Annotated in this window: 28 protein-coding genes; 20 read left to right on the top strand and 8 right to left on the bottom strand. The window is 62.5% G+C overall.

The window, feature by feature from the left end; translation table 11 throughout:
• Positions 1–227: 227 nt before the first annotated feature.
• Both H2LOC_RS07765 and H2LOC_RS07760 read left to right on the top strand, forming a co-directional pair.
• Positions 228–782 (top strand): hypothetical protein, encoded by a 555-nt coding sequence (locus tag H2LOC_RS07765; RefSeq protein ID WP_136495876.1) that lies wholly within the window; start codon positions 228–230, stop codon positions 780–782.
• A 429-nt stretch (positions 783–1,211) separates the two neighbouring features.
• Positions 1,212–1,799 (top strand): hypothetical protein, encoded by a 588-nt coding sequence (locus tag H2LOC_RS07760; protein WP_136495875.1) that lies wholly within the window; start codon positions 1,212–1,214, stop codon positions 1,797–1,799.
• Between the two features lie 131 nt (positions 1,800–1,930).
• Here H2LOC_RS07760 and H2LOC_RS07755 read toward each other — a convergent pair whose 3' ends face one another.
• Together H2LOC_RS07755 and H2LOC_RS07750 are read right to left on the bottom strand one after the other, a co-directional pair.
• Positions 1,931–3,229, bottom strand: coding sequence for an SCP2 sterol-binding domain-containing protein (locus H2LOC_RS07755; protein ID WP_202620546.1), 1,299 nt, complete (start codon positions 3,227–3,229; stop codon positions 1,931–1,933).
• A 31-nt stretch (positions 3,230–3,260) separates the two neighbouring features.
• A complete protein-coding gene (locus tag H2LOC_RS07750) occupies positions 3,261–3,662 on the bottom strand; it encodes a MarR family winged helix-turn-helix transcriptional regulator (RefSeq protein ID WP_246207063.1) in 402 nt (133 codons plus the stop codon).
• 175 nt (positions 3,663–3,837) lie between these two features.
• Here H2LOC_RS07750 and H2LOC_RS07745 point away from each other — a divergent pair, with 175 nt between their 5' ends.
• Both H2LOC_RS07745 and H2LOC_RS07740 read left to right on the top strand, forming a co-directional pair.
• Positions 3,838–4,188, top strand: a complete 351-nt coding sequence (locus tag H2LOC_RS07745) for a hypothetical protein (protein ID WP_136495872.1) — start codon at positions 3,838–3,840, stop codon at positions 4,186–4,188.
• A gap of 119 nt (positions 4,189–4,307) precedes the next feature.
• Positions 4,308–4,895 carry a hypothetical protein gene (locus tag H2LOC_RS07740; RefSeq protein WP_136495871.1) on the top strand — a complete coding sequence of 196 codons (588 nt, stop codon included), beginning with the start codon at positions 4,308–4,310 and terminating at the stop codon, positions 4,893–4,895.
• Positions 4,896–5,002: 107 nt separating this feature from the next.
• Here the strand turns inward: H2LOC_RS07740 and H2LOC_RS07735 are convergent, their stop codons facing one another.
• Together H2LOC_RS07735 and H2LOC_RS07730 are read right to left on the bottom strand one after the other, a co-directional pair.
• The gene (locus H2LOC_RS07735) at positions 5,003–5,407 is read right to left on the bottom strand and encodes a cell division protein ZapA (protein ID WP_136495870.1); all 405 of its coding nucleotides are present in this window, start codon (positions 5,405–5,407) and stop codon (positions 5,003–5,005) included.
• A gap of 2 nt (positions 5,408–5,409) precedes the next feature.
• Positions 5,410–5,730: a DUF4164 family protein gene (locus H2LOC_RS07730; protein ID WP_136495869.1), complete on the bottom strand. Its 321-nt coding sequence runs from the start codon at positions 5,728–5,730 to the stop codon at positions 5,410–5,412.
• A gap of 348 nt (positions 5,731–6,078) precedes the next feature.
• On the opposite strand from H2LOC_RS07730, the gene gap reads away from it, so the two are divergent.
• The 6 genes from gap (at position 6,079) to H2LOC_RS07700 (ending at position 11,023) form a co-directional block, all read left to right on the top strand.
• On the top strand, positions 6,079–7,086 hold the full coding sequence (gene gap / locus H2LOC_RS07725; RefSeq protein ID WP_136495868.1) for a type I glyceraldehyde-3-phosphate dehydrogenase: 1,008 nt from the start codon (positions 6,079–6,081) through the stop codon (positions 7,084–7,086).
• Between the two features lie 189 nt (positions 7,087–7,275).
• Complete coding sequence (locus H2LOC_RS07720) at positions 7,276–7,533, top strand: hypothetical protein (RefSeq protein ID WP_136495867.1); 258 nt, start codon at positions 7,276–7,278, stop codon at positions 7,531–7,533.
• A gap of 100 nt (positions 7,534–7,633) precedes the next feature.
• A complete protein-coding gene (locus tag H2LOC_RS07715) occupies positions 7,634–8,827 on the top strand; it encodes a phosphoglycerate kinase (protein ID WP_136495866.1) in 1,194 nt (397 codons plus the stop codon).
• A gap of 190 nt (positions 8,828–9,017) precedes the next feature.
• Positions 9,018–9,167 carry a hypothetical protein gene (locus tag H2LOC_RS07710; RefSeq protein ID WP_154331596.1) on the top strand — a complete coding sequence of 50 codons (150 nt, stop codon included), beginning with the start codon at positions 9,018–9,020 and terminating at the stop codon, positions 9,165–9,167.
• A gap of 280 nt (positions 9,168–9,447) precedes the next feature.
• Positions 9,448–10,131 carry a hypothetical protein gene (locus H2LOC_RS07705; protein WP_136495865.1) on the top strand — a complete coding sequence of 228 codons (684 nt, stop codon included), beginning with the start codon at positions 9,448–9,450 and terminating at the stop codon, positions 10,129–10,131.
• A 352-nt stretch (positions 10,132–10,483) separates the two neighbouring features.
• Positions 10,484–11,023 (top strand): hypothetical protein, encoded by a 540-nt coding sequence (locus tag H2LOC_RS07700; protein WP_136495864.1) that lies wholly within the window; start codon positions 10,484–10,486, stop codon positions 11,021–11,023.
• A gap of 61 nt (positions 11,024–11,084) precedes the next feature.
• Here the strand turns inward: H2LOC_RS07700 and H2LOC_RS07695 are convergent, their stop codons facing one another.
• Entirely contained in the window at positions 11,085–11,570 is a 486-nt protein-coding gene (locus H2LOC_RS07695; protein WP_136495863.1) for a peroxiredoxin, read from the bottom strand.
• Positions 11,571–11,945: 375 nt separating this feature from the next.
• Between H2LOC_RS07695 and H2LOC_RS07690 the strand changes: the two genes are divergently transcribed.
• Both H2LOC_RS07690 and hemA read left to right on the top strand, forming a co-directional pair.
• On the top strand, positions 11,946–13,331 hold the full coding sequence (locus H2LOC_RS07690) for a M20/M25/M40 family metallo-hydrolase (protein ID WP_136495862.1): 1,386 nt from the start codon (positions 11,946–11,948) through the stop codon (positions 13,329–13,331).
• Between the two features lie 316 nt (positions 13,332–13,647).
• Positions 13,648–14,931: a 5-aminolevulinate synthase gene (hemA, locus tag H2LOC_RS07685; RefSeq protein WP_136495861.1), complete on the top strand. Its 1,284-nt coding sequence runs from the start codon at positions 13,648–13,650 to the stop codon at positions 14,929–14,931.
• A gap of 329 nt (positions 14,932–15,260) precedes the next feature.
• On the opposite strand, the gene H2LOC_RS07680 is transcribed toward hemA, so the two are convergent.
• Positions 15,261–15,998: a tetratricopeptide repeat protein gene (locus tag H2LOC_RS07680; RefSeq protein WP_246207061.1), complete on the bottom strand. Its 738-nt coding sequence runs from the start codon at positions 15,996–15,998 to the stop codon at positions 15,261–15,263.
• 632 nt (positions 15,999–16,630) lie between these two features.
• Here H2LOC_RS07680 and H2LOC_RS07675 point away from each other — a divergent pair.
• From H2LOC_RS07675 to H2LOC_RS07665, 3 genes are all read left to right on the top strand, one after another.
• On the top strand, positions 16,631–17,014 hold the full coding sequence (locus H2LOC_RS07675; RefSeq protein ID WP_136495859.1) for a c-type cytochrome: 384 nt from the start codon (positions 16,631–16,633) through the stop codon (positions 17,012–17,014).
• A gap of 103 nt (positions 17,015–17,117) precedes the next feature.
• Positions 17,118–17,750: a 7-carboxy-7-deazaguanine synthase gene (gene queE, locus H2LOC_RS07670; protein ID WP_136495858.1), complete on the top strand. Its 633-nt coding sequence runs from the start codon at positions 17,118–17,120 to the stop codon at positions 17,748–17,750.
• Positions 17,751–17,752: 2 nt separating this feature from the next.
• Positions 17,753–18,127 carry a 6-pyruvoyl trahydropterin synthase family protein gene (locus H2LOC_RS07665; RefSeq protein WP_136495857.1) on the top strand — a complete coding sequence of 125 codons (375 nt, stop codon included), beginning with the start codon at positions 17,753–17,755 and terminating at the stop codon, positions 18,125–18,127.
• Positions 18,128–18,169: 42 nt separating this feature from the next.
• Here H2LOC_RS07665 and ygfZ read toward each other — a convergent pair whose 3' ends face one another.
• A complete protein-coding gene (gene ygfZ, locus H2LOC_RS07660) occupies positions 18,170–19,009 on the bottom strand; it encodes a CAF17-like 4Fe-4S cluster assembly/insertion protein YgfZ (RefSeq protein ID WP_136495856.1) in 840 nt (279 codons plus the stop codon).
• 164 nt (positions 19,010–19,173) lie between these two features.
• Between ygfZ and H2LOC_RS07655 the strand changes: the two genes are divergently transcribed.
• The 3 genes from H2LOC_RS07655 to H2LOC_RS07645 all read left to right on the top strand — a co-directional run bounded on the left by H2LOC_RS07655 (position 19,174) and on the right by H2LOC_RS07645 (position 21,554).
• Positions 19,174–20,499 (top strand): dihydroorotase, encoded by a 1,326-nt coding sequence (locus H2LOC_RS07655; RefSeq protein WP_136495855.1) that lies wholly within the window; start codon positions 19,174–19,176, stop codon positions 20,497–20,499.
• Between the two features lie 89 nt (positions 20,500–20,588).
• Positions 20,589–20,996 (top strand): hypothetical protein, encoded by a 408-nt coding sequence (locus H2LOC_RS07650; protein ID WP_136495854.1) that lies wholly within the window; start codon positions 20,589–20,591, stop codon positions 20,994–20,996.
• Between the two features lie 96 nt (positions 20,997–21,092).
• Positions 21,093–21,554 (top strand): DUF1643 domain-containing protein, encoded by a 462-nt coding sequence (locus H2LOC_RS07645; protein ID WP_136495853.1) that lies wholly within the window; start codon positions 21,093–21,095, stop codon positions 21,552–21,554.
• Between the two features lie 76 nt (positions 21,555–21,630).
• On the opposite strand, the gene putA is transcribed toward H2LOC_RS07645, so the two are convergent.
• Complete coding sequence (putA, locus tag H2LOC_RS07640; protein ID WP_136495852.1) at positions 21,631–24,669, bottom strand: bifunctional proline dehydrogenase/L-glutamate gamma-semialdehyde dehydrogenase PutA; 3,039 nt, start codon at positions 24,667–24,669, stop codon at positions 21,631–21,633.
• A 273-nt stretch (positions 24,670–24,942) separates the two neighbouring features.
• Between putA and H2LOC_RS22070 the strand changes: the two genes are divergently transcribed.
• Positions 24,943–25,221, top strand: a complete 279-nt coding sequence (locus tag H2LOC_RS22070; protein ID WP_136495851.1) for an aldolase/citrate lyase family protein — start codon at positions 24,943–24,945, stop codon at positions 25,219–25,221.
• 40 nt (positions 25,222–25,261) lie between these two features.
• Positions 25,262–26,019 (top strand): IS5 family transposase gene (locus H2LOC_RS07630; RefSeq protein ID WP_425487306.1). Its coding sequence is split into 2 segments (ribosomal slippage): positions 25,262–25,607 and positions 25,607–26,019, totalling 759 coding nucleotides; the frame shifts between segments, so codons are not numbered across the junction.
• Positions 26,020–26,023 lie beyond the last annotated feature (4 nt).

The following is a 26,023-nucleotide window of genomic DNA, read 5'->3' as shown; positions in this document are numbered from 1 at the left end:
TCGGCGCGTCTCCCGCTTTTTCAGTCAAGCCCTTGTTTTTATCCGAAGAGTGCGCTGAAAAGCGTGGGTGCGCCGATTTGACTGGCTTCGTCAATTATGGCGTAACTGAGACTAAGTATATTCCGCAGTCGTGGGTGCGAGAGACTGACATGGAACTGTCGTATACTAACAATTTGGTAATCAAATCCCTTTGCTGTTCGTCGGCGCGTGTCGTGAGGGCGCTGCCCTTGGCCGCGTTCATCCTGTTGGGCTGCCAGATCGAGGCGCAGGCCGGCTTTCTCGAAGAGTTCTTCGGGGCCTTCGGCGCCGGTGGAGGCCAGCAACGGGCCGTCGAGGCGCCGAGCGTGGAGCGGCCTCGGCAGCGCGCCTATAAATCGAGCCTGGATTATCTGCCCAAGGCGTCGAATTCCCGGCGCCGCGCGGCTGGCCGCAAGGGTGGAGAGAACAAGGTGGCGGGCTCGGGACCGATCAAGAAGGGCTTCTGCTACGACAAGCCGCCGCAGGGCGTCGATCCCGGCGAGGCAGAGGCTTTGCTGCACGACACGACCCTGCGCGTCGGAGACACCATCGTGACCGCCGAGGGCCTGCGGGTTTTTCAGGGCGGCGGCGGGTGCCCGCACAAGACGGACGACTTCCTCGCGCTCGTCGACTCCCGGAGCGTCAAGGGCTCTCAGCGCAACTCGCTGCTCGCCATCGAGAACGCCATGAAGACCCGCCTCGACGGCGGGCACGTTCACAGCCTTCTCTTCAGCGCCAAGGATAGAGAGGCGATGTCCCGCTGAGGCCGGTCGGTCTCGGTCAACTCTCTCCAGAGCCCCAAAACGTGTTGCGCGCCAAGACCGCCGCGTTCCCTTGCCATTCCCCGAATGACAGGGGCGCGCCAGGCTGAATAGAGCTTCGCCTCAGCTCGCGCTGCGTGTCAATCCCGCCGTCGAACAGGCCTACCGGCAAAAACATTTTCGAGCGGGAATTGGCGTCGTCTCGTATTTTAGCGTTCAAGCGCTTGTTTTCGCCCGAACAATACACTGAGAGAGCGAGCAGGCGCCGATTTGACTGGCTTCGTCAATTACGGTGTAACTAAGACTAAGTATTCTCCGCAGTCGTGGCTGGGAGAGACTGCCATGAAAGCCTTATATTCTAAGAATACTTTAGTAAGATGCGTTTCTCATTTGAGCCGTTCACCGTGGAGACGATGTCTTCAGGCCCTGACGTTGTCGGCGTTTCTCCTGTTGGGCGGCCAGATCGACGCTCAGGCCGGCTTTCTCGAAGACCTGTTCGGGGCCTTCGGCGGCGGCGGCCAGCAGTGGGGGGCGGAGCCTCGCGCGGCTTCGAGGCGCCTGGAGCGGCCGAGGCGACGGGAAGTGCGGTCGAGCCTCGAATATCTGAAAGCGTCGCCGAAACAAAAAGCGCCGCAGAAGAAATATTCCAAAAGGCCCCAGTCCCTGGCCAGCAAGGATAGCGACGACGTGTCGGCGGCCGGTCCGATCAAGAAGGGCTTTTGCTACGATCAACCGCCGCAGGGCGCCGATCCCGGCGAGGCCGAGGCGCTGCTGCACGACGCTACCTTGCGCGCCGGAGATGCGATCGCGACCGCCGAGGGCCTGCGCATATACCAGGGTAGCAGCGGATGCCCGCACAAGCCCGGCGATTTTCTGGCCCTGGTCGACGCCCGCGGCGTCAAAGGCGCTCGACTCAATTCGCTGCAGGCCATCGAGAACGCCATGAAGATCCGCGCAGACGAGGCGGCGGCGCGCAGCCTGTTTTCCAGCGCCCGGGATCAAGAAGCGATGTCGCATTGACGCTTGGAGCGCCTTCATCTTTCGCGGAAACATGAAAGCACTCCAAGTTTTTCTTTTGACGCGTTTCCCACGCCGAACCGGCATCCGCTTCGGCTGGAAACGCTCAAGGCTGCGTGGAGGCTGTTTCGCCCCTATGCCGGAAAACAGCGTCCAAAAGCGAGAAGCAGACGAGGATCGCCGCGCAGCCTGATCTTGAAGCGCAGCATCGCCAGCGGCAGGCTCGCCTCTTTTCTCAAACATGCGATCCATGTGGCGGCGTCGGCCGTAACCGTGAGGTCTGGCGCTCCAGCAAGGCCGTCGATGATTCGGAGTTTCCTGTCTGCGATCACGACCGTCGCGCGTCGCCGGCTCTCCCCCGTGAAAATGAAATGATACGAGGCGTTGAGCTTCCCGGCCTGTCCGCGTTGGAAGAGCGCGGGAAGAAAACCCAGAAAATTATCGACATTGGTCGGACGCAGGCCCGAGCCGACGCGCTTGGCGGCTTTGTGTGGGAAGCGCCTCGCGACATAGCTTTCGGCGTCGGATCCGGGGATCACATAGACGGTTTCGCGCTTGCCCTGAAGCGGATCGAGGAAGGTCTCGAGAAACCCCTTCTTGTCGTCGCGATAGGCCCCGATCACGTCCTCGCCCGCGGGGCAGACGGCGAGGCAATAGGCCGCCTTGTAGTTGGGCCCGAAAGCGAGGCTCTGCCACATCGAAACGGTCTCGGAGTCGCGCACCCTGGCGCGGTAGTTTTTCGCATTTCCAGCCCCGGCGACGGTTTCGGTCCAATCGGCGAAGCCGCCCATGAATTCGCGATAATTATGCGTGTAGCAGGCCGAAAAATCGAAATGTCCGTCGGGCGCTATGGCGCCGGTGGGGCAGGCTGCGACGCATAGCTTGCAGGAAAGGCAAGGGTTGGTCTCCAGAGGGCGCGCGGGCGCTTCGCTTTCCACATCGACGGCCACCGTTCCGAGCAGGATGAAATTGCCGAATTTCGGGTGAATGACGTTGCGATGCAGGCCCATATGGCCAAGCCCCGCGGCGACGGCGATCGGCTTATGGGAGATCACCCATATTTTTCCGGGCCAGTTGTCCGCTTCCATCGGAAAACCCATCGAAGGAAATCCGGCCTGGCGACCCTTGTCCTCCAGCGCGCGCACGATGGCGCGGGCGACTTCGTCGCATTCGTCGCCGGCGTGATGGAATTCGAGATTGGCGACCGAGCGCGCAGGGCTGCGAATATTCGCCCGATTCATCCTGACGACGAAAGACACCAGCGACTTGGCGAAAGGAAAAAGGCGAAGAATCCCGGCCCTCTGTTCGTCCAGTGCGGGCTCGCCGAGCGAGACGACCCCGGCGTCGTCGGCGCCCATGGCGAGCGCGAGTTCGCGGAGGCCGGCGGCGCCGGGCGGGAGGCTGGCTTGTGAGGATCGCAGAAGCGCTCTCATTTGTGTATATACCCCTTTTGCTGCGAAAGGATTACGCGCCCGGTGATTCATCGGGCTCCCGGGCGAGGGCGCGAAGCTCGGAAAGGAGTTCGCGCAGCCGATCGGCGCCGAATCTGTTTTCCACCGTGGCTTGCGCCTTGCGCCATAAGGGCAGGGCTTCAGCGAGCTTGTGCGCCCCGGTCTCTGTGAGGGTCACGAGCCGGGTTCGCCGATCCTCTCCCGGGACGACGCGAACAAGGCCGGCTTTCTCCATGACGCCGAGGTTGCGCGCGAGCGCGCTGCGCTCGATGGCGAGAGCCTCCGCAAGCCTGCTGACGGTTATGCTCCTGGCCAGCGAGCAGGCCACCAGCAGAGAATATTGGGTGGGTTCGAGTCCGGCTTGCGCCAGGAACTGGCCATAGTGGCGATTCAGTGTGCGGCTGGTCCGGCGCACATTCGCCGCGGCGCAGCTTTGCGCACATGCACGGAGTTCGGATGGGTCGAGATCGGTCGCCATGACAATAGGGGTATATACATCATTTGCCCCGGGGTCAATTCCGGCGCCGCCGAGAGGAGGCCCGCTTGTTCGAAGAGGCCTCGCGCTGTAGGAATTTGCAGCCGCACTCCGAATGGATCGCGCCTCAATGCGAAAACGTCTCGTCATCCTCTTCGCCGTGGCGGCGCCGCCCGCTATGGCCGCCGACCTCAACGACTACCCGACATCGGCGCGGGCCGATTATGTTTTCGCCTGCATGAAGGCGAATGGAGACAGTCGCCAAGCTCTCGATCAGTGTTCCTGTTCGATTGACGTCATCGCGACCATCATTCCTTATGAGAAATATGTGGCGGCGGAGACCGTCGCGAGCATCTCCCAGCAGGCCGGGCAGATCGGAAGCATGTTCCGCAACACCGCTACGGCGCGAGACCGGCTCGACGAGTTGCGACGAGCCCAGGCCGAGGCGCAGGTGCGCTGCTTCTGACGCCAAATCCCGCACTTGCCAGAAGCGTGGCGATGGCTCAATTTGTGCGCCAACAAGCCGGCTCGGACCGCCTCTTTTCGGGGCGGCGGATAACACGCCGGCGTCGAGGGGAGTAAAAAATGTCGTCCTGGAACCGCCTGCCAGCGCTTTCGCTTTCCGCCGTCCTCTTGCTCGGCGCCTTCGCCGCCGCGCCCGCGCAGGCCGCCAAGCTCGGGCCTTATTTTCCTTTGCCCAACAACTTCCCGCTCGGCGGCAATTCGGGCAGGGACGACCTGTTGAAGATCCAGGCGAGATGGCTCGAAAACGGCCTCGAGAATCTGGAAAAGGCGAAGAAAGAAACTACTGCCGCCCTGGACAAGGCGAAGGGCGAGAACGCCAAGCCGGAACAGATCGCGGCGCTCGAGCAGAAGCAGACTTCGCTCGACTCCGATATCGAGGCGACCAAAAAAGAAATCGCCCTCGAAAACGACGACATGGCGCCCAAAGAGCAGCAGGCCGACCGCAAGCGCCAGTTCCTGCTGAATGTGAATCAGTGGATTCAGGAAATCGGCCGCCAGGCGACGCAGGCGCTCAAGGATTCGATTCTCAAGGACGGGGCCGAGGCCGAAATCGCGCAGAATCGCCACGATCAGCTCGAGAATCTCGCCGATCGGCTGGAGCGCGCAAAGCGCGACCAGAGCGTCGAAAACTGGGGCGTCACGCGCTGAAGCCCAATCCAGTATAATCGACGGAAGCGCGCCGGAGCGCGTTCGGTTCAAACGCAGTCGAACGCGCTCCGGATCTCATTGACGTCGCCCTGACGCGCCTTGAACGGTCAAAAATCGCTCGGCAGGCCGATCTCGGCGGAGTCTTCGTTCGATTCTGCGCGCGAGAGGTCCCTGACCAGCTGCTCGATTCGCCCGGCGGCGTCGCCGAGCGCCTGCTCCAGGCGCGTCTCCAGAGCGCTTTCCCTGGCCTGCGCGCTTGCGACATGGGCGCGGGCGGAGGCGAGTTCGGCTTCGAGGGCGGCGACGCGGTCGCGCGCGTCGGCCGCTTCGTCGGCGATCTGAAGCGCCGCCATCACGACGATGCGCTGGTCCCCGATTTCGCCGAAGCTACCCTTCATTGCGGCGATCTTGCCGTCGACCAGCGCGGCCAACTCCTCCAGCCGCTTTTCCTGGCCCTCGTCGCACCCCATGCGGTAGGTGCGTCCGGCGATGGTGACGATTGCGAGCGCCATGGTTATTCCCGGTCGCCGCGCGGCGGCTCCACGCCCAGCACCGCGGCGACGCTCGCGCTGGCGCGATCGATGCGGCGCACCACTTCGTCGCGGTTCTTCTCGACCGTTATCGCGCGCGCAAGGGCGGCGTCGAGGTCGAGCGCCAGGCGGCTGCGGTCGTCCTGCATCACGGCGAGCTCCTCCTCGAGATCGGCGAGGGTCATTTCATCCTCCAGCCGCTTCGCAACGGCGAGCTCCAGCGCCTCGAGCGCTTTTCCGAGACGGGAGAGCGCGGCCCCGAGCCCGGGCGACAGCGGGTCGTCTGGCGGAGGTGATGGCGTCATCGGCGGCGATCTTTCCTTGGGCGGCGCGCCGCGCGGCTTCTTGCCCGCGCATCGGCGCAAAAGCTGACAGGCTTTTGCGATGAGAATGCGTTCCTGTCAAAAATCGGCGCGATTTCCCGCCGGAGAGCGCGCCGGCTGAATCGCTTCCGGCGATTCGGCGCAGCCCGTTTGGTAGCATGAAACGCCCCAATCCCAAGGCGCGACGCCTCCTGCGCGCGTTGTCGTCGCGTTGACAGAGGGGCGGCAGATGTTATCTCTCCGCCCAGACCCGTCGTCCGCCGAGTTCGGCGGTTCCGGGCGCTCGGCCGCCGCAGCCTCGTCGGCGGCTCACCATCAGGAGATATTCCCATGGCCGTGAGAGTCGCGATCAACGGATTTGGACGCATCGGGCGCAATGTCCTGCGCTATATCGTCGAGTCCGGGCGCACGGACATCGAAGTCGTGGCCATCAACGATCTCGGCCCGGTCGAAACCAACGCGCATCTGTTGCGCTACGACTCGGTCCATGGCCGCTTCCCGCATACCGTCACGGTTTCGGGCGACACGATCGACGCAGGTCGCGGCCCGATCAAGGTCACCGCCATCAAGAACCCGGCGGAACTGCCCTATAAGGATTTTCAGATCGACGTTGCGCTGGAATGCACCGGCCTGTTCACCGCGCGCGAGAAAGCCAAGATGCTGCTCGACGCCGGCGCAAAGCGCGTGCTGGTTTCGGCTCCGGGCGACGGCGCCGACCTCACCGTGGTTTACGGCGTGAACCATCAGAAGATCGCCAAGGAGCATCTTGTCATCTCCAACGCCTCCTGCACCACCAATTGTCTGGCCCCCGTCGCCAAGGTGCTGCATGACGCGATCGGCATCGACAAGGGGATCATGACGACGATTCACTCCTACACCGGCGACCAGCCGACGCTGGACACGCTGCACAAGGACCTCTATCGCGCCCGCGCCGCGGCTCTCTCCATGATCCCGACCTCGACCGGCGCCGCCAAGGCGGTCGGCCTCGTGCTGCCGGAGCTCAACGGGCGCCTCGACGGCTTCGCAATCCGCGTGCCGACCCCGAATGTCTCGGCGGTCGATCTCAAATTCGTCGCCAAACGCCCGACCACGAAGGACGAGGTCAACGCCGCGATCAAGGCGGCGGCGGAAGGGCCGCTGAAAGGCGTGCTCGACTACACGACCGAGAAGCTGGTCTCCTCGGATTTCAACCACAATCCGGCTTCTTCCACCTTCCACATGGATCAGACCAAGGTCCTCGACGGCAATCTCGTGTCGATCCTGTCCTGGTACGACAATGAGTGGGGTTTCTCGGCCCGCATGACGGATACTGCGGTCGCAATCGGGAATGTGATATAAAACTTTGATGCGCGGCGGAGGTCAACACCATGGACGACGGCTTCCGCCGCACTAACGGCTTGGCCGACGACGATGCGCTGGACGAATTAGTCGATATCGTCGATCCGGCTTTTCCGAATTTGTCTTGACTGCGTTCCTATTCGTGCAGGCGCCGCCGACGATACCGGCGGTGGCGGACCGGAGGATCCCATGCTCGAGCAGCGCGTCGGCAAGCTGGAAGAAAAGGTCGATCGCATTGAGGCGATACTCACCCGCCTTGAGCCAAAAATCATAGAGACATTATCGACTGGCGCTAAGCAAGCGGACTTAACCAAACTTCAGATCGATGGGTCGAAGTCACCGAAGTCAGAGCCGCCGGCGCAAAGCAGGTTGACCTCGATAAGGCGCAAATCGAACTTGCTGAAATTAAAGGCCGTGCTTCGAGCCTCCCGACGTGGCGGATGCTGATCGCCGCAATTATCACGACGTGGGGCGCAGGATTCGTAATTGCGAACTCCATAAACAAGACGCCGGCGCCAATAGAAAAAGCGACAGAGAAAGCCCCGAAATGAGCTCTTTCAAAACCCTCGACGACATAGACGTCAAAGGCAAGCGCGTGCTGCTGCGCGTCGATCTCAACGTGCCGATGGAAAACGGCCGCGTCGCCGACGCCACCCGCATCGAGCGGGTGCTGCCGACGATCCGGGAAATCGCCGACAAGGGCGGCAAAGTCGTCCTGCTCGCGCATTTCGGCCGGCCCAAGGGCGCGCCGAACGAGGAAGACTCCCTGCGTCCTGTCGCCGGCGCGCTCGAGGAGCTGCTCGGACGCAGCGTCGCTTTCGCGGCGGATTGCATCGGCGCCCCTGCGGCCGAGACCGTCGCGGCGATGAAGAACGGCGACGTCGCTCTGCTGGAGAACACGCGCTTCCACAAGGGCGAGGAGAAGAACGACGCGGGTTTCGCCGACGAGCTGGCGAAAAACGGCGACATCTATGTCAACGACGCCTTTTCCGCGGCCCATCGCGCCCATGCCTCCACCGAGGGCCTCGCGCATAAGCTTCCGTCTTTTGCCGGGCGCGCCATGCAGGCCGAGCTGGAGGCGCTGGAGAAGGCGCTGGGCAAGCCCCAGCGCCCGGTGCTGGCGGTCGTGGGCGGGGCCAAGATTTCGACCAAGCTCGATCTGCTCGGCAATCTCGTGGCCAAGGTCGATTATCTCGTCATCGGCGGCGGCATGGCCAACACATTTCTTGCCGCTCAGGGCAAGGCGGTCGGCAAATCGCTGTGCGAGAAGGATCTGCTGGATACCGCCCGCGACATCATAGCAAAAGCCAAGTCCGCGGGATGCGAGATCGTCCTTCCCGAGGATGTGACCGTCGCGCAGAAATTCGAGGCCCACGCCCCCGCGCATTTCGTGACCGTCGACCACGTCGGCGCCGACGACATGATTCTCGATGTCGGCCCCAAGACGGTCGCCCATGTCGAAAGCCTGCTCGCCAAGACCAAAACCCTGGTCTGGAACGGCCCCTTCGGCGCCTTCGAGCTGCCGCCTTTCGACGAGGGCACCAGCGCCGTGGCGCAGACGGCCGCGCGCCTCACCCGCGAGGGCAAGCTGCTCTCGGTCGCGGGCGGGGGAGACACGGTCTCGGCGCTCAATCAGGCCGGCGCGGCGGCCGAATTCACTTATGTCTCGACCGCCGGCGGCGCCTTTCTGGAGTGGCTGGAAGGCAAGGAGCTGCCGGGCGTCGCGGCGCTGGCGAAGTAAGCCAGTCCGCGGGAATGACGAGTGCGCCGATCATGCAGCGGCGCCTCGTCGATATGTCGTGACGGTGGCGATTAGTAGTTCAGTTGTAGGAGCGGCGTAGGCGCTCACGCTCTGCTCCGGTGTAAAATTCAAGACTTTTGGAACTTTTCACACAGGAGATTTAGACGTGTCCGTATGGTTAGGAAGCACTTTGGGCGCGTTTCTTGGCCTCTTCATCGTGGGAGGCGTCCTCTGGTTCGTGTTCTGGCGAACGCCCGAACGCCGAAGCGACGGAGGCCTTACTCAGCATGACGCCAGCTATTACGCCTCAGGCGACGACGACAGCCATCATCCCGATTGAGCGCGTGTTGCAAAATCCAAGATTTTTGCGACGCGAGTCTTTCCCGAAAAAGCACGCCCTTTTGAGAGACCGCTGGGGTCACGGCCTTCGGCAGGCCTCTCGTTGAAGGCTGAGGCCCATGATTTTCTCTCTGAAAAAATAGGAAGGCTGGAAGCCTATTCCCTGCACGGCGGGCGCCGAGATAAAAAATGCGAAGCTTTAGCCCGTTTGGTCAGGGATGAGTGGTTGATCAGGGAAAGGCGATGAGTGCAGACGCTCCGAAAGGCGCACGGGACACAAAATGACTGCGCTATTAACATGGAACGGTATTCCGCCGCGAATTCTCGGCTCATTGAATAAAGAACAACAGAACGCCGTGGTTGCTTACGCCTCCGGCGACAAGCGCGAATCTTACTATAATTGGCAGCGCGACGGCGTTGCAGAACCAATCCGTCCGTTTGCAAACTTTGTTGACGGCGCGGCAGGTAGCTTTGTACGTTGGGGGGCGACTATTCTCGACGTCAACAGGATCAATCTCATTTCATCACGAGTCGAAATTGGTCGATCAACCTATAGCGGTCTCGACACGAAACTGCACTCTGACATAAGATACGCACTAGATAGTTTGAAAGAAGAACGTTTTATTTGTTTACGATTGGTATGCGTTTCTAGTGCAGCTGCTACTTTTATTGATTTGACAGGTGAAGATATTATGGAATCAATCCTTGATGCGCACCGGATCGATAATGGCCGTATTTATAAAACGGAGTTGTTGACGCTGGCCAATAGGAATAGACAAAGCGTAAACCCCAGACCTTGGGACGTTATCGCCTTCGACGGTAACACTCCACATATTCCTCCGGGTGCGCTCGAATCTAATCAGCGTGTTTTTCAGCAGGCCTGGATAGAAATGCAGTTGCCTCCAAATTGGCGTCCACGCGTAAGAAGTGGCGACACCCCTTTGTTCATGTCACAAAAATCTTAATAAGTGTAAGGCGGAAATTGAGAAGTCTTCCCGCTTTGGAGCAAAGTCTGATTATGACGAAGCGACCATGCCTCGCAACCTACGCGGTCGCGACGGTGAGGCCTTCTCATCCTGGTCGGATTGCCGGCGCAGCCATTGTAATGGGAGCAAAAATCAAGATGTTTGCAACAGAGCCGGCTCTTCGGGTTTAAGAAGCAGAAGCTTTTTAGCCGGTTTGCGCCCCAACCGAAGGCAAGTATCGTGGGGCGCTTTATAAAGACCGAGGCCTCGATGCCGGCCAGGGATTTTTGCGGCGATCGTTTCCGCAGAGCACGAAGCGATCTTGTTTAAATCGTAGCAAAGGAGACGTGAGATGTCGGACCGCGGTTTTCCAGATCGAGAGGCGGCTTTTCACGAAATTTACAAGCCCAACCAAATGACCGCGCAGCTATTGATCAAATATGCGCGCTATGCCGTCGACACGGAGACGGATCCGGTCCAAAAGCGTCGCGCCGAAGAGCGCTTTCTGTTGCTCTACGATCTCTACATCAAGGCGCGAAGCTATGGGATTCTGAACAAGACCTTCTTTTGGCTCTCGCTCGTCACTTCGCTTCTCGTATTGTTTTGGCCTTCGCTCTCCGTCGTCTTCGGCGACGTGACCGAAAGACAGGAATGGATCAAATCAGCCGTCGTGCAGACGACGGTGACCGGCGTCGCCGCACTGAACTACGCCTTCTACAGCCAATATAAGAGCCGGCAGACCTATGCGGAAAACCTCATGCGTCACGCGCTGTTCTCGAAGGAGGACGTCCCGACGCTTTCCGCCAGGCTCGCCGACGAAATCTCCAAGATCGACAAGGGCTTCAGCTTCGGGTTGACGACCAAGAGAGAGGATGAAGGTAAGGCGGGATAGCCGGAGGGGGACCGCCTCTCCAAGGGCCCGCGGCGCCCGAAGGCGCCGCCGTAAGTCGATATCACAGCTTTCCGAGCGCCGATTCCGCGCTCGAAACGGTGGCGCAACTCGAATTGTCCTCGATATCGATCCACTTCACCACGCCGTCGTCGATCAGCGCGGCGTAGCGCTTGGAGCGCAGCCCCAAGCCGGCGGCTCCGAGATCGAGTTCGGTTCCGGTTTCCTTCGCGAAATTGGCGGAGCCGTCGGCGAGACCGTCGACCTTGCCCTTGGCGTTGCTCGCCTCAAGCCAGGCGTCGAGCACGAAGGCGTCGTTGACGGCGACGACGGCCACTCTATCAACGCCGCGCGCCTTTATGGCGTCGACCTTTGCGACGAAACCCGGCAAATGGGTTTTGGAGCAGGTGGGCGTGAAGGCGCCGGGGACCGAAAACAGAACGACCTTGCGGCCCTTGAAATAGTCTGCGGATTTGATCGGCTGGGGGCCGTTTTCGCCCATGGTCGCGAAAGTCACGTCGGGAATTCTGTCGCCGGCCTTAATGGTCATCTCATGTCTCGCTTTGCTGGAAAAGAGCGCCGTCGCGCCCCGCAGGTCGGGGATATAGACCTGCGGGTCTCGGCCTCAAGCGCTATGTATCCTCTTAGAGCGCTTTCCGACCGGACGGAAACGTCCGGTCGACAAGAAATCGCTCCATATCCGTGCAGGAGCGCATTCCTATCGCAAAAGCCTGTCAACTTTTGCGGAATGCGCTCAGATCATAGGGCCGGGCGCACTCGTATCGCAAAAGTACGCCAACGTGTGCGCAAATGCGTCCGAGCGGCGCCTTTGCCAAGCAGGCGACGCTCTATTATTCGGCTCGGAAGGCTCGCGCCTTTTAACCAGTTTTGCTTTAACGTCACGGTCCAAAGGGAGAGCTTCTTTATGGCCACGCTGGACGCCGTTCTCGCCACCATCGACAAAGGCATCGACGCTTCGAAGGAGCGTCTGTTCGATTTCCTGCGCATAAAATCGGTTTCGACCGATCCCGCCTACACCGGCGAATGCCTTCGCGCGGCCGGCTGGCTCGCCGGCGAGCTCCAGAGCCTCGGATATCAGGCCGAAGTCAGGCCCACGCCGGGACATCCTATCGTCGTCGGACACGCTCCTGCCAAGCGCAAGGACGCGCCTCATGTGCTGTTCTACGGCCATTATGACGTGCAGCCCGCCGATCCGCTGGAGCTCTGGACCACCGATCCCTTCGAGCCGAGGCTGCAGGAAGGCAAAGAGGGGCAGGAAATCGTCGCCCGCGGGGCTTCTGACGACAAGGGCCAGTTGATGACCTTCGTCGAGGCCTGTCGCGCTTACGAGGCGAACGGCGGCCTGCCATGCGCCGTGACCTTCCTCTTCGAAGGCGAAGAAGAGACGGGCTCGCCTTCGTTGCCGGAGTTTCTGCAACAGCACAAGGCCGAATTGTCGAAACCCGCGCTCGCCCTCGTGTGCGACACCGGCATGTGGAACGCCCGCACGCCCGCCATCACCATCATGCTTCGCGGCCTGGCGCAGGAAGAAGTGATTCTTCGCGGGGCGAGCCACGATCTGCATTCGGGCATGTTCGGCGGGCCTGTCGTCAATCCGATCCACGTGCTCGCGAAAATAATCGCCGATCTGCACGACGAGGAAGGAAAAGTCGCGCTTCCCGGCTTTTACGACGGCGTGCCTGCGTTGCCTGAGGACATAGCCTCGCAGTGGCGGTCGCTCGATTTCGACGAAAAAGCCTTCCTGGAGGGAATCGGCCTGACGACGGTCGGCGGCGAGGCAGGCCGTAGCGTCATGGAGCAGATCTGGGCGCGTCCCACATGCGACGTCAACGGGATCGTCGGCGGCTACACCGGCAGGGGAACCAAGACCGTCCTGCCGGCGCAGGCGAGCGCGAAATTCTCCTTCCGCCTGGTCGGGACGCAGGATCCAACCAAAATACTGGAGCGCTTCCGCGCCTTCGTGCGCGAGCGCCTGCCAGCCGACGTCAAGGCGGAGTTCGTTTCGCAGGGGGCGTCCGGCGCGCTCAACCTGCCGTTCGGTTCGGAGGCGCTCAAGCGGGCGCGTCAGGCGCTGGACGAGGAATGGGGCGTCGAGACCGCTCTCACCGGCTGCGGGGGATCGATTCCGATCGTCGGGGCCTTCAAGCGCGATCTCGACATGGATGCGCTGATGGTCGGCTTTGCTCTGGAAGACGACCGCATTCATTCGCCCAACGAGAAATACTCCTTCACCTCGTTCCACAAGGGCGCGCGATCCTGGGCCCGGGTTCTGGCAGCCCTCGCGGCTTAAGTTATCGTTATCTCTGCGACAACCTGCCCGGCCGGGACGATGTGAGGGCCCTCGCATTCTTGATCGGGATCGGTTATGTAATGTTTCGGACAGAGCTTGAACGTCTGGGGAGACCGTCAGCCTGTCCGGGTCCAGAGCGCATCCCCGGCGCGCTGAGGCCAGCGGCTGTTCTCAAAGACCGCCATGCGGTCTTTGGAAAAGAACAAGCCCGATCAACGACGCTCGAAGCGCGCTCGACTCTGTTCCAGCCGAACGCGCTGAAAGGCCAAGGGGCGCAGGAATCGCACCCGCAAGCGTGCTCAGTGAGGACTTTGGCATGGTTTATCGGCGCTACTTCCAGGCAGCTGTCTCCCGTCTTCGCTCCGAACGGCGCTACCGTGTCTTCGCCCATCTCGAACGCGACGTCGAAACCTTCCCGCAGGCGGTCTGGCACCGCCCGGACGGGCAAACGGAAGACGTGACGGTCTGGTGCTCGAATGATTACCTCGGCATGGGTCAGCACCCGGAGGTCATCGCCGCGATGATCGAGACCGCAGGCAAGGTCGGCGCCGGAGCCGGCGGAACGCGCAATATCTCCGGCACCAGCCACGCCATCGTCGAGCTGGAACGCGAGTTGGCCGATCTGCACGGCAAGGAAGCGGCGCTGGTGTTCACCTCGGGCTGGATTTCCAACCTCGCGGCCATTTCGACCATCGCCGGCCTGCTGCCGGGTTGCCTGATTCTCTCCGACGCCTCCAACCACAATTCGATGATCGAGGGCGTGAAGCGCTCCCGCGCCGAGACCAAGATTTTCCGGCACAACGATCTCGCCCATCTCGAAGAGCTGCTCCAGGCGGCGGGCGACCGCCCCAAGCTGATCGTTTTCGAGAGCCTTTATTCGATGAACGGCAATATCGCGCCGGTGGCGGAAATCGCCGCCCTCGCCGAGCGTTACGGCGCGATGACCTATATCGACGAGGTTCACGCGGTCGGAATGTACGGCGCGCGCGGCGGCGGCATTTGCGAACTCGCCGGCGTCATGAACAAGATCGACGTGATCGAAGGGACGCTGGCCAAGGGATTCGGCACGCTGGGCGGCTATATCGCCGGCGACGCCGACCTCATCGACGCCATTCGCGGCTACGCTCCCTCTTTCATATTCACCACGGCCCTGCCGCCGGCGGTGGCCGCCGCGGCCTGCGCCGCCGTGCGCCTGCTCAAGGCGCGGCCCGATCTGCGGACGGCGCATCAGCGCGCCGCCCATATCACCAAGCATGCTCTCGCTGCCGCCGGCCTGCCGGTGCTCGAGAACGGCTCGCATATCGTGCCCGTGATGGTGCGCGATGCGCAGCTCTGCAAGGCGGCCAGCGACATGCTGCTGGATCGTCATTACATTTACATCCAGCCCATCAATTACCCGACCGTCGCCAAGGGGTCGGAGCGGCTCCGCATCACCCCGACGCCGCGCCACACCCACGAGCACATAGCCTCTCTCGTGGAGGCGATGGTGGATGTCTGGCACACGCTCGGCATTCCTTTCGTCGAGCCGCCGGAGCATCTCCACGTCGACAAGAACGGGGATCGCTGCACCTATCCGGAAATCAAGCTGGCGGCGCAGTAAGCGGTTGGAGAAAATAAAAAGCCCCGCCGCGGCGGGGCTTTTTTTATTTTACGCAGCGCCAGAAAAAACCAAGGCGGTGCTTGCGACTCTCCAAACCAAGGGGCAGGGGCGTCATTGCGAGTAGCGTAAGCGACGAAGCAATCCAGATAAATTGTTTGAGGTATTTTCCGCCAGGCCTGATTATAAAATGGCGCTGGCGCGGCTCTGGATTGCTTCGCTTCGCTCGCAATGACGGGCGAAAATCATGCGGTCGTGGGCGGATGTCCAACTACTGCGAGTTTCTTCTAGCGCTGTCCAGAGAACGCTGCCCCGCAGAAGAATGTTTTCCTTCACTCGCGCCGCTTGAGATAGCTTTCCAGCATCGCCACGGCGGCCTTGCGCTCCGCCTCGGAGGCCGAGGCCAGGGCCTTGTCGTGAGAGTCGATGATCCACTGGTCCGAGGACGAGCCGCTCGCGGCCTCGCGCGCCAGCGTCAGATACATCAATCCGCGCGGCCGCTGCCCCACGCCTCCCGCGACGCCCGTGAACATGAGCTGTCCGAGCAGCGCCTCCGCCTGGACATGGCCCTTGCGCGCAGCGAGGTCCAGCCAGCTCACGCCCTGGCGCAGGTCCTTCTTGACGCCGTATCCCTCGAGATACATGCGAGCGACGTTATACTGGGCGTCCGCGCTCCTGAAGAAGGTCGCTGCATAGCGGAACAGGTCGAAAGCGCGCTCTGGGTCGGCGGGCACCTTGGCGCTCGCTATGCCCTCGCGAAGATAAAGTCCCACGGCGACGAAAGCCGAGGAGGCGGCGGAACGCAGGCTCGGATCGGGATCGTCGTCGGTGAAATGCTCGACGATCCTGGAGAAGTAATCGAAAGCCTTGCGGTCGTCGCGCGTCACGCCGTCGCCGTCGGCGTACATCTTTGCGAGCTTCCACTGGGCGAGGGATTCGCCGCCGTCGGCGGCATAGCGCAAGGCTTCCACCGAGGCGCTGCGCGCGCCCGAGTGATAGCTCTCGATCCCAGCGCGCAGCGCGGTCTGGGGATCCTTGAACATGGGCAGCTGGGCGGTGGGCGAAGTCATGCGCTGTTCCGCAGAGTCCAGCGCGGGCGCGGGCGCGGAGAAAGCTCCCAGCGCGAAGGCCGCGCACAAGCCGCATGCGCCGCTGAGCATGATGCGCCGCCGGACGTTGCGTCGCGCGTGTAGTTCGGCTGAGAGAAACCTGACCATTATCGACTCGACTTCCCCACGCGACCTTCGCCGCACGCGCTGCACAATACTGGGCCGCAACCGGCCGGAACTTGGAAAAAACTCGCCCTTCCTCCTGGAATCGGACCTTCCCAGGGGGCGTCTCCGCTTTGGCGTTTGACCTTGTGACACAATGACCTTAGCGCGGTGTTTATGGCTGAAAAGGGGCTTGACGTTGCGATTCACGAGTCCTGCGATTTATGTCCGTCACTGTTGCAAGAGGATCACATTTTTGCGCGTGCGAAGCGGCGCCCACGGCTCCGATCAAGCTTTTCACCGCTTGCCGAAACCCGAAGAAGGACCGTTTCGGGCGCGTGTGTCGTGCGTCGCGATGACGCGTCGCGGGGCGACCCCGATTCTTTCCGGGGCGGATGCTCTGTGATTTACTTCCGGGGGTCTGCCGAATCGCGTTCAAGCGGGCGGGGGACCGCGCTGAAAAGCAAAGAAACGCTGAGAAGGATGTGCTCATGATTCTCCCGCGTCGCCGTCCCGCTCGTCTGGTCGTGGTTCTTGCCGCGGGCTTTTGCTGGGGTTCTCCGGCGCTGGCTGCGGGCGACGCGGCCCACGGCGCCGTGATCGCCAAGCGCTGGTGCGCCGCCTGCCATGTCGTTTCGGCGGATCAGCAGAGCGCCAACGCCGACGCACCCCCTTTCGCCGACATCGCTCAGCGGCGGCCGGACGATAAGCAGCTGCGGAATTTTCTTGCCGATCCGCATCCGAAGATGCCCGACATGAGCCTCACGCGTAAGGAGATCGAGGACATAGTGGCCTATATTCGCCGCTTCGATGCGCGGCCGCGTCCGCCGGCCGAGCCCGACGAGAAGGACAAGGAGCAGCCCAAGCGCGGCTAGCGCTTTCCTCCCCCCGAGAGAGAAGAGTGATTCAGATCGCAAAATCCGGCGCCTTTTGCGAAAATGGGCCCGGGGCGCCGATGCGCCATCAGGGCGAGCGCGAATGGCTTACGCGGTAAAGGAGGCGTTCTACACTCTGCAGGGCGAAGGGCTTCAGGCCGGCCGCCCGGCGGTCTTTTGTCGATTCGCCGGGTGCAATCTGTGGAGCGGGCGGGAGGACGATCGCGCAGCTGCGGGCTGTCGGTTCTGCGACACTGATTTTATCGGCGTCGACGGCGAAAACGGCGGCAAGTTCCGCACGGCTGAAGAACTCGCCGAAATGCTGGCCCGGCTTTGGGGGCCTTCCCGCGACAGGCGTTTCGTCGTGTTGACCGGAGGCGAACCCATGCTGCAGACGGATGCGCCTCTGATCGACGCGTTGCATCGACAGGGCTTCGAAATCGCCATGGAGACCAACGGAACGCTGCCGGCGCCGGAAACAATCGACTGGATCTGCGTTTCGCCGAAGGCGGGCGCGCCCCTGGCCCAAACCCGGGGGCAGGAGCTGAAGCTGGTTTATCCGCAGCCCGGAGCGGAACCGGAACTGTTCGAAGGCCTGGATTTCGCGCATTTTCTGATCCAACCCATGGACGGGCCGGAAATTCTGCGCAATACGAAAGCCGCGGTAGACTATTGCCTCGCGCATCCGCGCTGGCGGCTGTCCGTTCAAACCCACAAGACCATCGGGGTGAAGTAGACGTGGCGAGTTTCGAGGTTTTCCGGGAGTTCTATTTCGAGGCGGCGCATGCGCTGTACGACCCGGAGCATCCTACCGGCGGCAAATACCGCAACCTGCACGGACATTCGTTCCGCGTGCGGGTGACGCTGCGCGGCGAGCGCCATCCCGAAGAACAGTGGGTCATGGATCTCGGCCGTCTGGGCCGCCGTCTCGCCGAATTACGCGAGAAGCTCGACCATTCCTTCCTGAACGATCTCGAAGGGCTGGGCAAGCCGACGCTCGAGAATCTGTGCGTTTACGTCTGGCGCGATCTCGCGCCTTTCGCGCCTGGGCTTTGCGAGGTCGGAATCTTCCGCGACAGTTGCTTCGAAGGATGCGTCTATCGCGGCGATTGATCCGCCCGGACTCGTGCGGGTAGGGCGCGCTCCCGGCGTCTGTCACGAAGCTCCGGAAGGCGCCGCAAACTCCAGGCTTACGCCTTCCGCCGTGGTAGCGATCCCGGCGGCGGCGGCGTCCGCCAGCTTATCCAGCCGTATCAGCGCAAGGCCGATCTCGCCGCTGTGCGAGCCGGTGAGGCCGATATCGATTTCCCCCGCGCGCACGGCCGCACCCGGCGCGGGAGCCTGACCTTGGCTGGTGCGGTACGGCGCCACGCGCTTCCTCGCGAGATTGCGATGCTTGGTGCGGGAAACGACTTCCTGGCCGACATAGCACCCCTTGGTGAAATCGACCCCGGCGATGAGGTCCATATTGGCCTCGTGGGGAAAAGCGTCGCCATAGGCGAAGTCGAGCCCGCCTTCGGGAATTCCCGCCGCAACCCGCGCGGCGTCGTAATCCGCGCGCCCCCCGGAGGCGGGGATGGCGCCCTGCTGCGCAAGAGCGCGCCAGCCCAACCGCTCCGAACGCGGGTCCTCCGCGAGAGCGACCGCTTCCGCCTGCGGCTTCTCGGCGGCAAGGAAAGCGTAGCTTACGAGTTCGCCGCTGCGGGGCGTGACGGTCACATTGGCGCGGAGCTTGTACATTCCCAGCCGCTTGACGAGATCGCCGACGAGAGCGAGCGGGCAATCCAGCAGATAGCGGCGATCCTCTCCCTCACCGACTGCGAAGACCAGGAAATCGAACAGGATCTTGCCCTGCGGCGCGAGAAGGGCGCAGAACCTCGCTTGGCCGGGAAGAAGCTTGGCGATATCGTTGGTTACGAGATTGTGCAGGAACTTCGCCGCATCCGGTCCCCCGACCTCGACGACGCCGCGATCCTCGAGAATGATTGCCGACATTGTGGCTAACTCCATCAGCGCCCTGAATGCGCCGCCCAGTGTAACGAGAGTGTTCCCCGCCTGTACGAAAGCGAAAGAAAACTCTCTTGTTTCCGGCGTCGCGATGGACGATTTGTCCCAAGAGGTATGTTTCTCCAACGCACGCTGCAAGCGAGGCGCCATATATGGCAAGAACTTTCGACACCATCCTTTGGGGCGCGACGCTCGTCAACCATGACGGCGAGACGCAGCGCGACGTCGCCGTTTCGGACGGCAGAATCGCCGAGATCGGCGCTCTCGGCGGGGCGAGCGCCGGAGAGCGCATCGACTGCAGGGGCCTGCATATTCTGCCGGGAGTCATCGACACACAGGTCCATTTCCGCGAGCCCGGTCCCGTTCACAAGGAAGACCTGGAAACGGGTTCGCGCGCCGCGGCGCTCGGCGGCGTGACGGCGGTGTTCGAAATGCCGAACACCAATCCCCTCACCACGACCGCTTCCGACATTTCCGACAAGGTCGCCCGCGCGCGTGGAAGAATGCATTGCGATTTCGCCTTCTGGGTCGGGGGCACGCATGACAACGCCAAAGACATTCCCGAGTTGGAGCGTCAGCCGGGCGCCGCGGGAATCAAGGTGTTCATGGGCTCCTCGACCGGCTCGCTGCTGGTGGCCGACGACGAAGGGATCGCCAGCATTCTCTCCCATACGAGGCGGCGCGCCGCTTTTCACAGCGAGGACGAATTCCGGCTGAAGGAGCGCGAGCATCTGCGCGTTCCGGGCGATCCCTCGTCCCATCCGGTCTGGCGCGACGAGGCCACCGCAATGCGCTCGACCGAGCGCCTGCTTTCGATTGCGAGGGAGAAACGCGCGCTGATCCATGTGCTGCATGTCTCCACCGAGGAGGAGATTGCGCTTCTCTCCCGGCATAAGGACATCGCGAGCGTGGAAGCCACGCCGCATCATCTCACCATGACCAGCGACGATTACGCCCGCATCGGGACGCTGGCGCAGATGAATCCGCCGGTTCGCGCCAGCCGCCATCGCGACGGGCTATGGCGGGGGGTGGATCAGGGCGTCGTGGATGTGCTCGGCTCCGATCACGCGCCCCACACTCTGGAGGAAAAGGCGAAGCCTTATCCGCAGAGCCCATCCGGCATGACCGGCGTTCAGACGCTCGTGCCGATCATGCTCGATCACGTCAACGCCGGGCGGATGTCGCTCTTGCGGCTGGCGGACCTCACCAGCGCGGGGCCCGCCCGACTCTTCGGCGTCGCGGCCAAGGGGCGCATTGCGGTCGGCTATGACGCCGATCTCACCGTCATCGACATGAAGCGGCGCGAGACCATCCGCAACGACTGGATCGCCTCGCGCTGCGGCTGGACCCCTTACGACGGCAGGGAAGTCCTGGGCTGGCCGGTGGGGACTTTCGTCCGCGGGGCGCGCGTGATGTGGCAGGGAGAGCTGACGACGCCGGCGACCGGAGCTCCGGTGAGGTTTCACGCGGCGCTGTAACGATCGATTCCGCGTCCTGGCGGGCGAAGGAAAATGAAGCGCTCGCAAAGCTCGAGGGCAACCATTCCGCGCCTTGCGCGTTGATCTGCATGCGCCGCTTTGTTCTCGCCGTCGCGCTCATGCTCGGCCCCGGTCTTTACGCCCATCCGGCGGAGGCCGAGGATTTCGCCGCGCAGCTTTCCGCCTGGCGGGCGCGTGTCGAGCGGTCGCGTCAGGAATATGAGTCTTTCGCCGCCGAGGCGCGAAGCCGCCTGATAAAGCCCCGCAGGCCGGCCGTCGTCCAGGGCGGCGCGCCCGTCCGCGATTTTTTGAGCGACGAGACCTTGCGCAGCGGCGACGTCATCGTCACCGACGGCGGCCTGGTCGTCTTCACCGGCGAGCCGCGGCTCGGCCACGACCCCAAAGATTTCACGCGGCTGAGACAGTGGCGCGGCGACCTGCGCTACGGCGTCCGGCTCAAGGAGATCGAACGCGCCAACGCCGGCGCCCCGCGGTGAGGGATTCTTATCGCACTTCCCTCCAGTATTATGGCGCAAGTGCTACAAGACGCGACCCGCGTTCTGGCGCTGATGCAGTTTCTGAAAGGGTAACGCTTGAAAAAGTCGGCAACTATTTCAGCTTGTGGACGATACCGATACGAACTGCGGCGGGTTTGGGATGAATCGAAGCGGTTCGTTTTGTTCGTGTGCTTAAACCCATCAACAGCTGATGCGGATCAAGATGATAATACTTCTCGCGTTTGTATTAAATATGCAGAAAGATGGGGCTATGGGGGACTGTTAATAGGTAATTTATTCGCATATCGGTCAGTTGATAAATCTGTTATCAAAAAAGTTAATGATCCTATTGGCCCTGAAAACGACGAGTGGCTAAGGAAGCTCCAGGATGAAGCCTCGCTTATCGTTTGCGCATGGGGCGACGACGGCGGGTACAGAATGCGAGACGAATCTGTACTTTCTTTCATCAAAGCGCCGCATTATTTAGTTAGATTAAATAGCGGCCGTCCCGGGCATCCTCTATACAAATCTCAAGACATCAAGCCAAGTATTCTATGAGTGCGGGCGCTAATGGCGTGCAAAACTCAAGAAAAGATCTTCAAAATTTACCTTGCAGCTTGCGCTGTATCCCCCTTCAATCCTCCATCGCCATGAGCCCGGCGTCGCCGCCGGCTGCGGCGGTGTTCACCGTCACTGTTATCTCGCGCATGAATCGGCGCAGATAATCGGGACCGCCGGCTTTCGGTCCGGTTCCGGAAAGGCCGAACCCGCCGAAGGGCTGGCCGCCGACCGCGGCGCCGATCATGTTGCGGTTGACGTAAATATTGCCGGCGGGAGCCATGGCGCCGAGCGCGTGCCGGCGTCGCTCGATGCGCGTCTCCAATCCCATCGTCAGGCCGGATCCCCGTCTCGCGATCGCCTCGACCAGCGCGTCGAATGCTTCCGCGCGCCAGCGCACGACATGCAGCACCGGGCCGAAAACTTCCTCCTTTAGATCTTCGAGGCGATCGAGCCGCACGATGTGCGGCGCGACGAAACAGCCCGCCGCGGGCGCCTCGCCCGCATAGATGATGCGTCCCCGCGCCGCGCAGCCGGCAAGATAGGCCTCGAGCCGCTCCTTCGCTTCGGCGTCGATGACCGGTCCTAAATGCACGCCCAAATCCCGCGGATCGCCGATGCGCAATTGCGCCGCGGCGCCGGCGATAAGCTCCGTGCAGCCGCCGGCGATTTCCTCCTGAAGGCAGAGGACGCGCAAGGCCGAACAGCGCTGTCCGGCGGAGCGGAAGGCGGAGGTCAGTACGTCGTCGGCGACCGTCTCGGGCAGGGCGGTGGAGTCCACGATCATGGCGTTGACCCCCCCGGTCTCGGCGATCAGCGGAACGATAGCGCCCGGCTTTTGCGCCAGCGCTCTGTTGATGGATTTGGCGACTTCCAGGGAGCCCGTGAAAACCACGCCCGCGCAGCAGGGATGTTCGACCAGAGCGGCGCCGACATCGCCGCCGCCCGGGGCAAATTGCAGGACGTCCTGGGGGACGCCGGCCTCATGCAGCAGGCTGACGGCCTCAAAGGCGACGAGCGGGGTCTGCTCGGCCGGTTTGGCGATGGCGCTGTTGCCGGCTGCAAGCGCCGCCGCGACCTGCCCAATAAAAATGGCCAGAGGGAAATTCCAGGGCGAGACGCAGACGAAGACGCCGCGCCCGCAGCGGCGCAGGCTGCTCGCTTCGCCGGTGGGGCCGGGAAGCGCGGTTTCAGTGCAAAGCTCGCGCGCCTGCGCCGCGTAATAGCGGCAGAGGTCGGCGGCCTCGCGCACCTCGCCAAGGGCATCGTCCAGCGTTTTGCCGGCCTCTTCCTGCAGAAGGGCGATGAAAGATGCGCGGCGGGCTTCGATGAGGTCGGCGGTGCGGTCGAGAACCCAGGCTCTGGCCACGACGCTGGTAGCCGCCCAGCTATCGAAGGAATGTTGGGCTGCGGCCATCGCGGCCTCGATCGATTTCCCGTCGCTATCGATCACGGAGCCGATCTCCTTGCCGTCGATGGGCGAGCGGCAGGCGCGCCTCTCCTTATGCGAGGGCTGCGAGGGCAGGGCGGTCGGGCGCAGCTTGCGCGCGATTTCGATTTCGGTCAGCAGGGCGTCGAGACCGGCGCGCTCGCCAAATTCAACGCCCTTGGAATTGGCGCGCAGGGGCCGGTAGATATCGGCCGGGGCGCGCAGCCGGCGATTGCGCGTCTCTTTGGGCGAGGCGATCAGCTCATAGGGGTCTGCGAGCAGAACTTCCGGCGGGGTGGCCGGGTCGGCCGCGCGGGCGACGAAGGAGGAATTGGCCCCGTTCTCGATCAAGCGGCGCACCAGATAGGCCAGCAGATCGCGATGCGGCCCTACCGGCGCATAGACCCGCCATGGAATGGCGAAACGCTCCCGCGTCGCTTCGGATAGCGCCTCGCCCATGCCGTGCAGGCGCTGGAACTCGAAAGGCCGGCGATCCGCTTCGGCGAGGATCGACGCCACCGTGAGCGCGTTGTGGGTCGCAAATTGAGGGTAGAGCCGCGGCGCATCGAAAAGCCGTCTGGCGCAGGCGAGATAATTGATATCGGTCATCGCCTTGCGCGTGAACACCGGATAATCGGGAAGGCCCCGTTCCTGCGCACGCTTGATCTCGCTGTCCCAATAGGCGCCCTTGACCAGCCTCACATTGAGGCGGCGTGAGCGGCTTTCCGCCAGTGCCGCGGCGTAATCGATTACGGCCGCCGCGCGCTTTTGATAGGCCTGCACGGCGAGGCCGAATCCGTTCCATCCGACAAGAGAGCCATCGCTGAGCGCGCGGGCGAAGACTTCGAGCGATAGCTCCAGCCGGTCGGCTTCTTCGGCGTCGACCGTCAGCTGGACGCCTTCCGATTTGGCGAGCCGCGCCAACTCCAGCAGGCGGGGTGTCAGCTCCTTGAGCACGCGCTCGCGCGAGATCGCCTCATAGCGCGGATGCAGGGCGGAAAGCTTGACGGATATGCCGGCGTCTCTCGCCGCGTCGCTGGCGCCTATCGCCCTTATGGCTTCGGCGTAGGCGCTAAAATAGCGCTCCGCATCCTCGGCCATGCGCGCCGCCTCTCCCAGCATATCGAAAGAATGCAGTCCACGTCCGCGCGCGCGCTCCAGCGCCGCGTCAATGGTTTCGCCGAAGACGAAATGCGAGCCCATGACCCGCATCGCCTGCCGAGCGGCGAGGCGCAGGGCCGGAGCGCCGAGGCGCCGCGCGAGATCGGCTGCGATGGCGCTCGGAGATTCCTCCGCCGCGATGAGCCTGGTCGAAAGGCCGAGCGCGAAGGCGCAGGCTTGCGTCAGCAGCGTTTCGGAATGGGCCTTGTGGCGGTCGAACTCGCCCGCCGAAAGCCGGTCGGCCAAAAGGCGGTCCAATGTGGCGTCGTCGGGCACGCGCAGCAGCGATTCCGCCAGCGCCATGACGGCGAGGCCTTCGCGGGAGGAGAGCGAGAATTCATGCAGGAAATCTTCCACGCCTCCGATGTCGCTGTGCGCCGCCCTCATGGCGGAGAGAAGCTCGCGCCCTAGCCTTTGCGTTTCGGCGGCCAGGGAGGGCTTGGGTGCGCCCGCCAGCAGAACTGCGGCGAGTTCTTCATCCGGCGGCGCATAGGGGGCGGAAAAGGGCGGGAGGTCATGCGGCATGGCGGTCGTCCGGGCTGGCGTCGCTCAAGATGGATATAGGGCCTCGGAGCCAGTTTGCCCTGCCATAGATCCAAAAGCTCCGATTGCACGGCCACGGCGATCTGGCGAAGGGCGCTTACCCTCCACTTGAGGGGGAGGGTCGCCGCGAAGCGGCGGGGTCGGGTGATTTCTCCCCGCACTGGCAGCGATGCATCACGCGCCTGCATTGTTGCCGGTGGAACGCAACCAAATTCCTCTGCCCGTGATTTCCCTGTGGTGGAACGAGCCTCCGCCATGAGCGACAATTTTCCGATCCTTCGCAGCGTCATCTATGTGCCGGGCACAGATCCCCAGAAAATCGAGAAGGCGCTTACCAGTCAGGCGGATGGCGTTATTCTCGACCTCGAGGATTCAACCTCGCCTCACAACAAGGTGAGGGCTCGCGGCCATATCATGGAAGCGATTAAAAGAGGCAGCTTTGGATACCGCACAGTTATAGTTCGGTGTAACGCCCTGAGCACGGAATGGGGTCCGGAAGATTTAGGGTCCAGACCCATAAAGTGCTTGGCGTAAAGAGCGGGTTGTGATTCAGGGCTTCCGAAAGGAAGCGCCGATGATTCCCGAACAATTCTGGCTGACAGATGCGCAGTTTTCGAAGATTGCGCCACATCTTCCCACTGACACGCGCGGCAAGGCGCGGGTCGACGACCGCAGGGTCATCAGCGGCATCGTCCAAGTGCTCAAATCCGGCGGGCGCTGGGTCGACGCACCGCCGGAATACGGGCCCAAAAAGACACTTTATAATCGCTATGTCCGTTGGGCCGCCAAGGGCGTCTGGGTCGACTTGTTCCATGCACTCGCTCAAGCCGGCGGGCCGCCGACGGAAGTTCTCATCGACTCCTCGGCGGTGAAAGCGCATCGCTCGGCCAGCGGCGGCAAAGGGGGGAGAAAAATCAGGCCATCGGCCGCTCGCGCGGTGGACGCACAACGAAAATCCACGCGCTGACCGACGCGCAATGTCGACCCATAGCTTTCATGCTCACAGCCGGAAACGTCGCCGATTGCACAGCGGGCGCGGAACTTCTTGCCCATCTTCCGCCTTGCGAAGTCCTCCACGGCGACAAGGGATACGATAGCAACGCCATCCGCCGTAGGATCGAGGACGGCGGCGCACTGCCGAATATTCCGCCCAAGGCCAACCGCAAATGGAAGAACTGCTTTTCGCCGCTCCTCTATCGAAACCGCAACGCCATCGAGCGCATGTTCTGCCGTTTGAAGGATTTTAGACGCGTGGCGACGCGCTACGACAGAAACGCCGTCAATTTCCTCGCCGCCGTTTGCCTCGCTGCCACTGTCGCCTATTGGTTATGAGTCT

It is taken from the genome of Methylocystis heyeri, from assembly GCF_004802635.2.
GTDB classification, from domain to species: Bacteria; Pseudomonadota; Alphaproteobacteria; order Rhizobiales; family Beijerinckiaceae; genus Methylocystis; species Methylocystis heyeri.
Note: the sequence above shows the minus strand (reverse complement) of the source record. Positions and strands in the feature narration are given on the sequence as shown.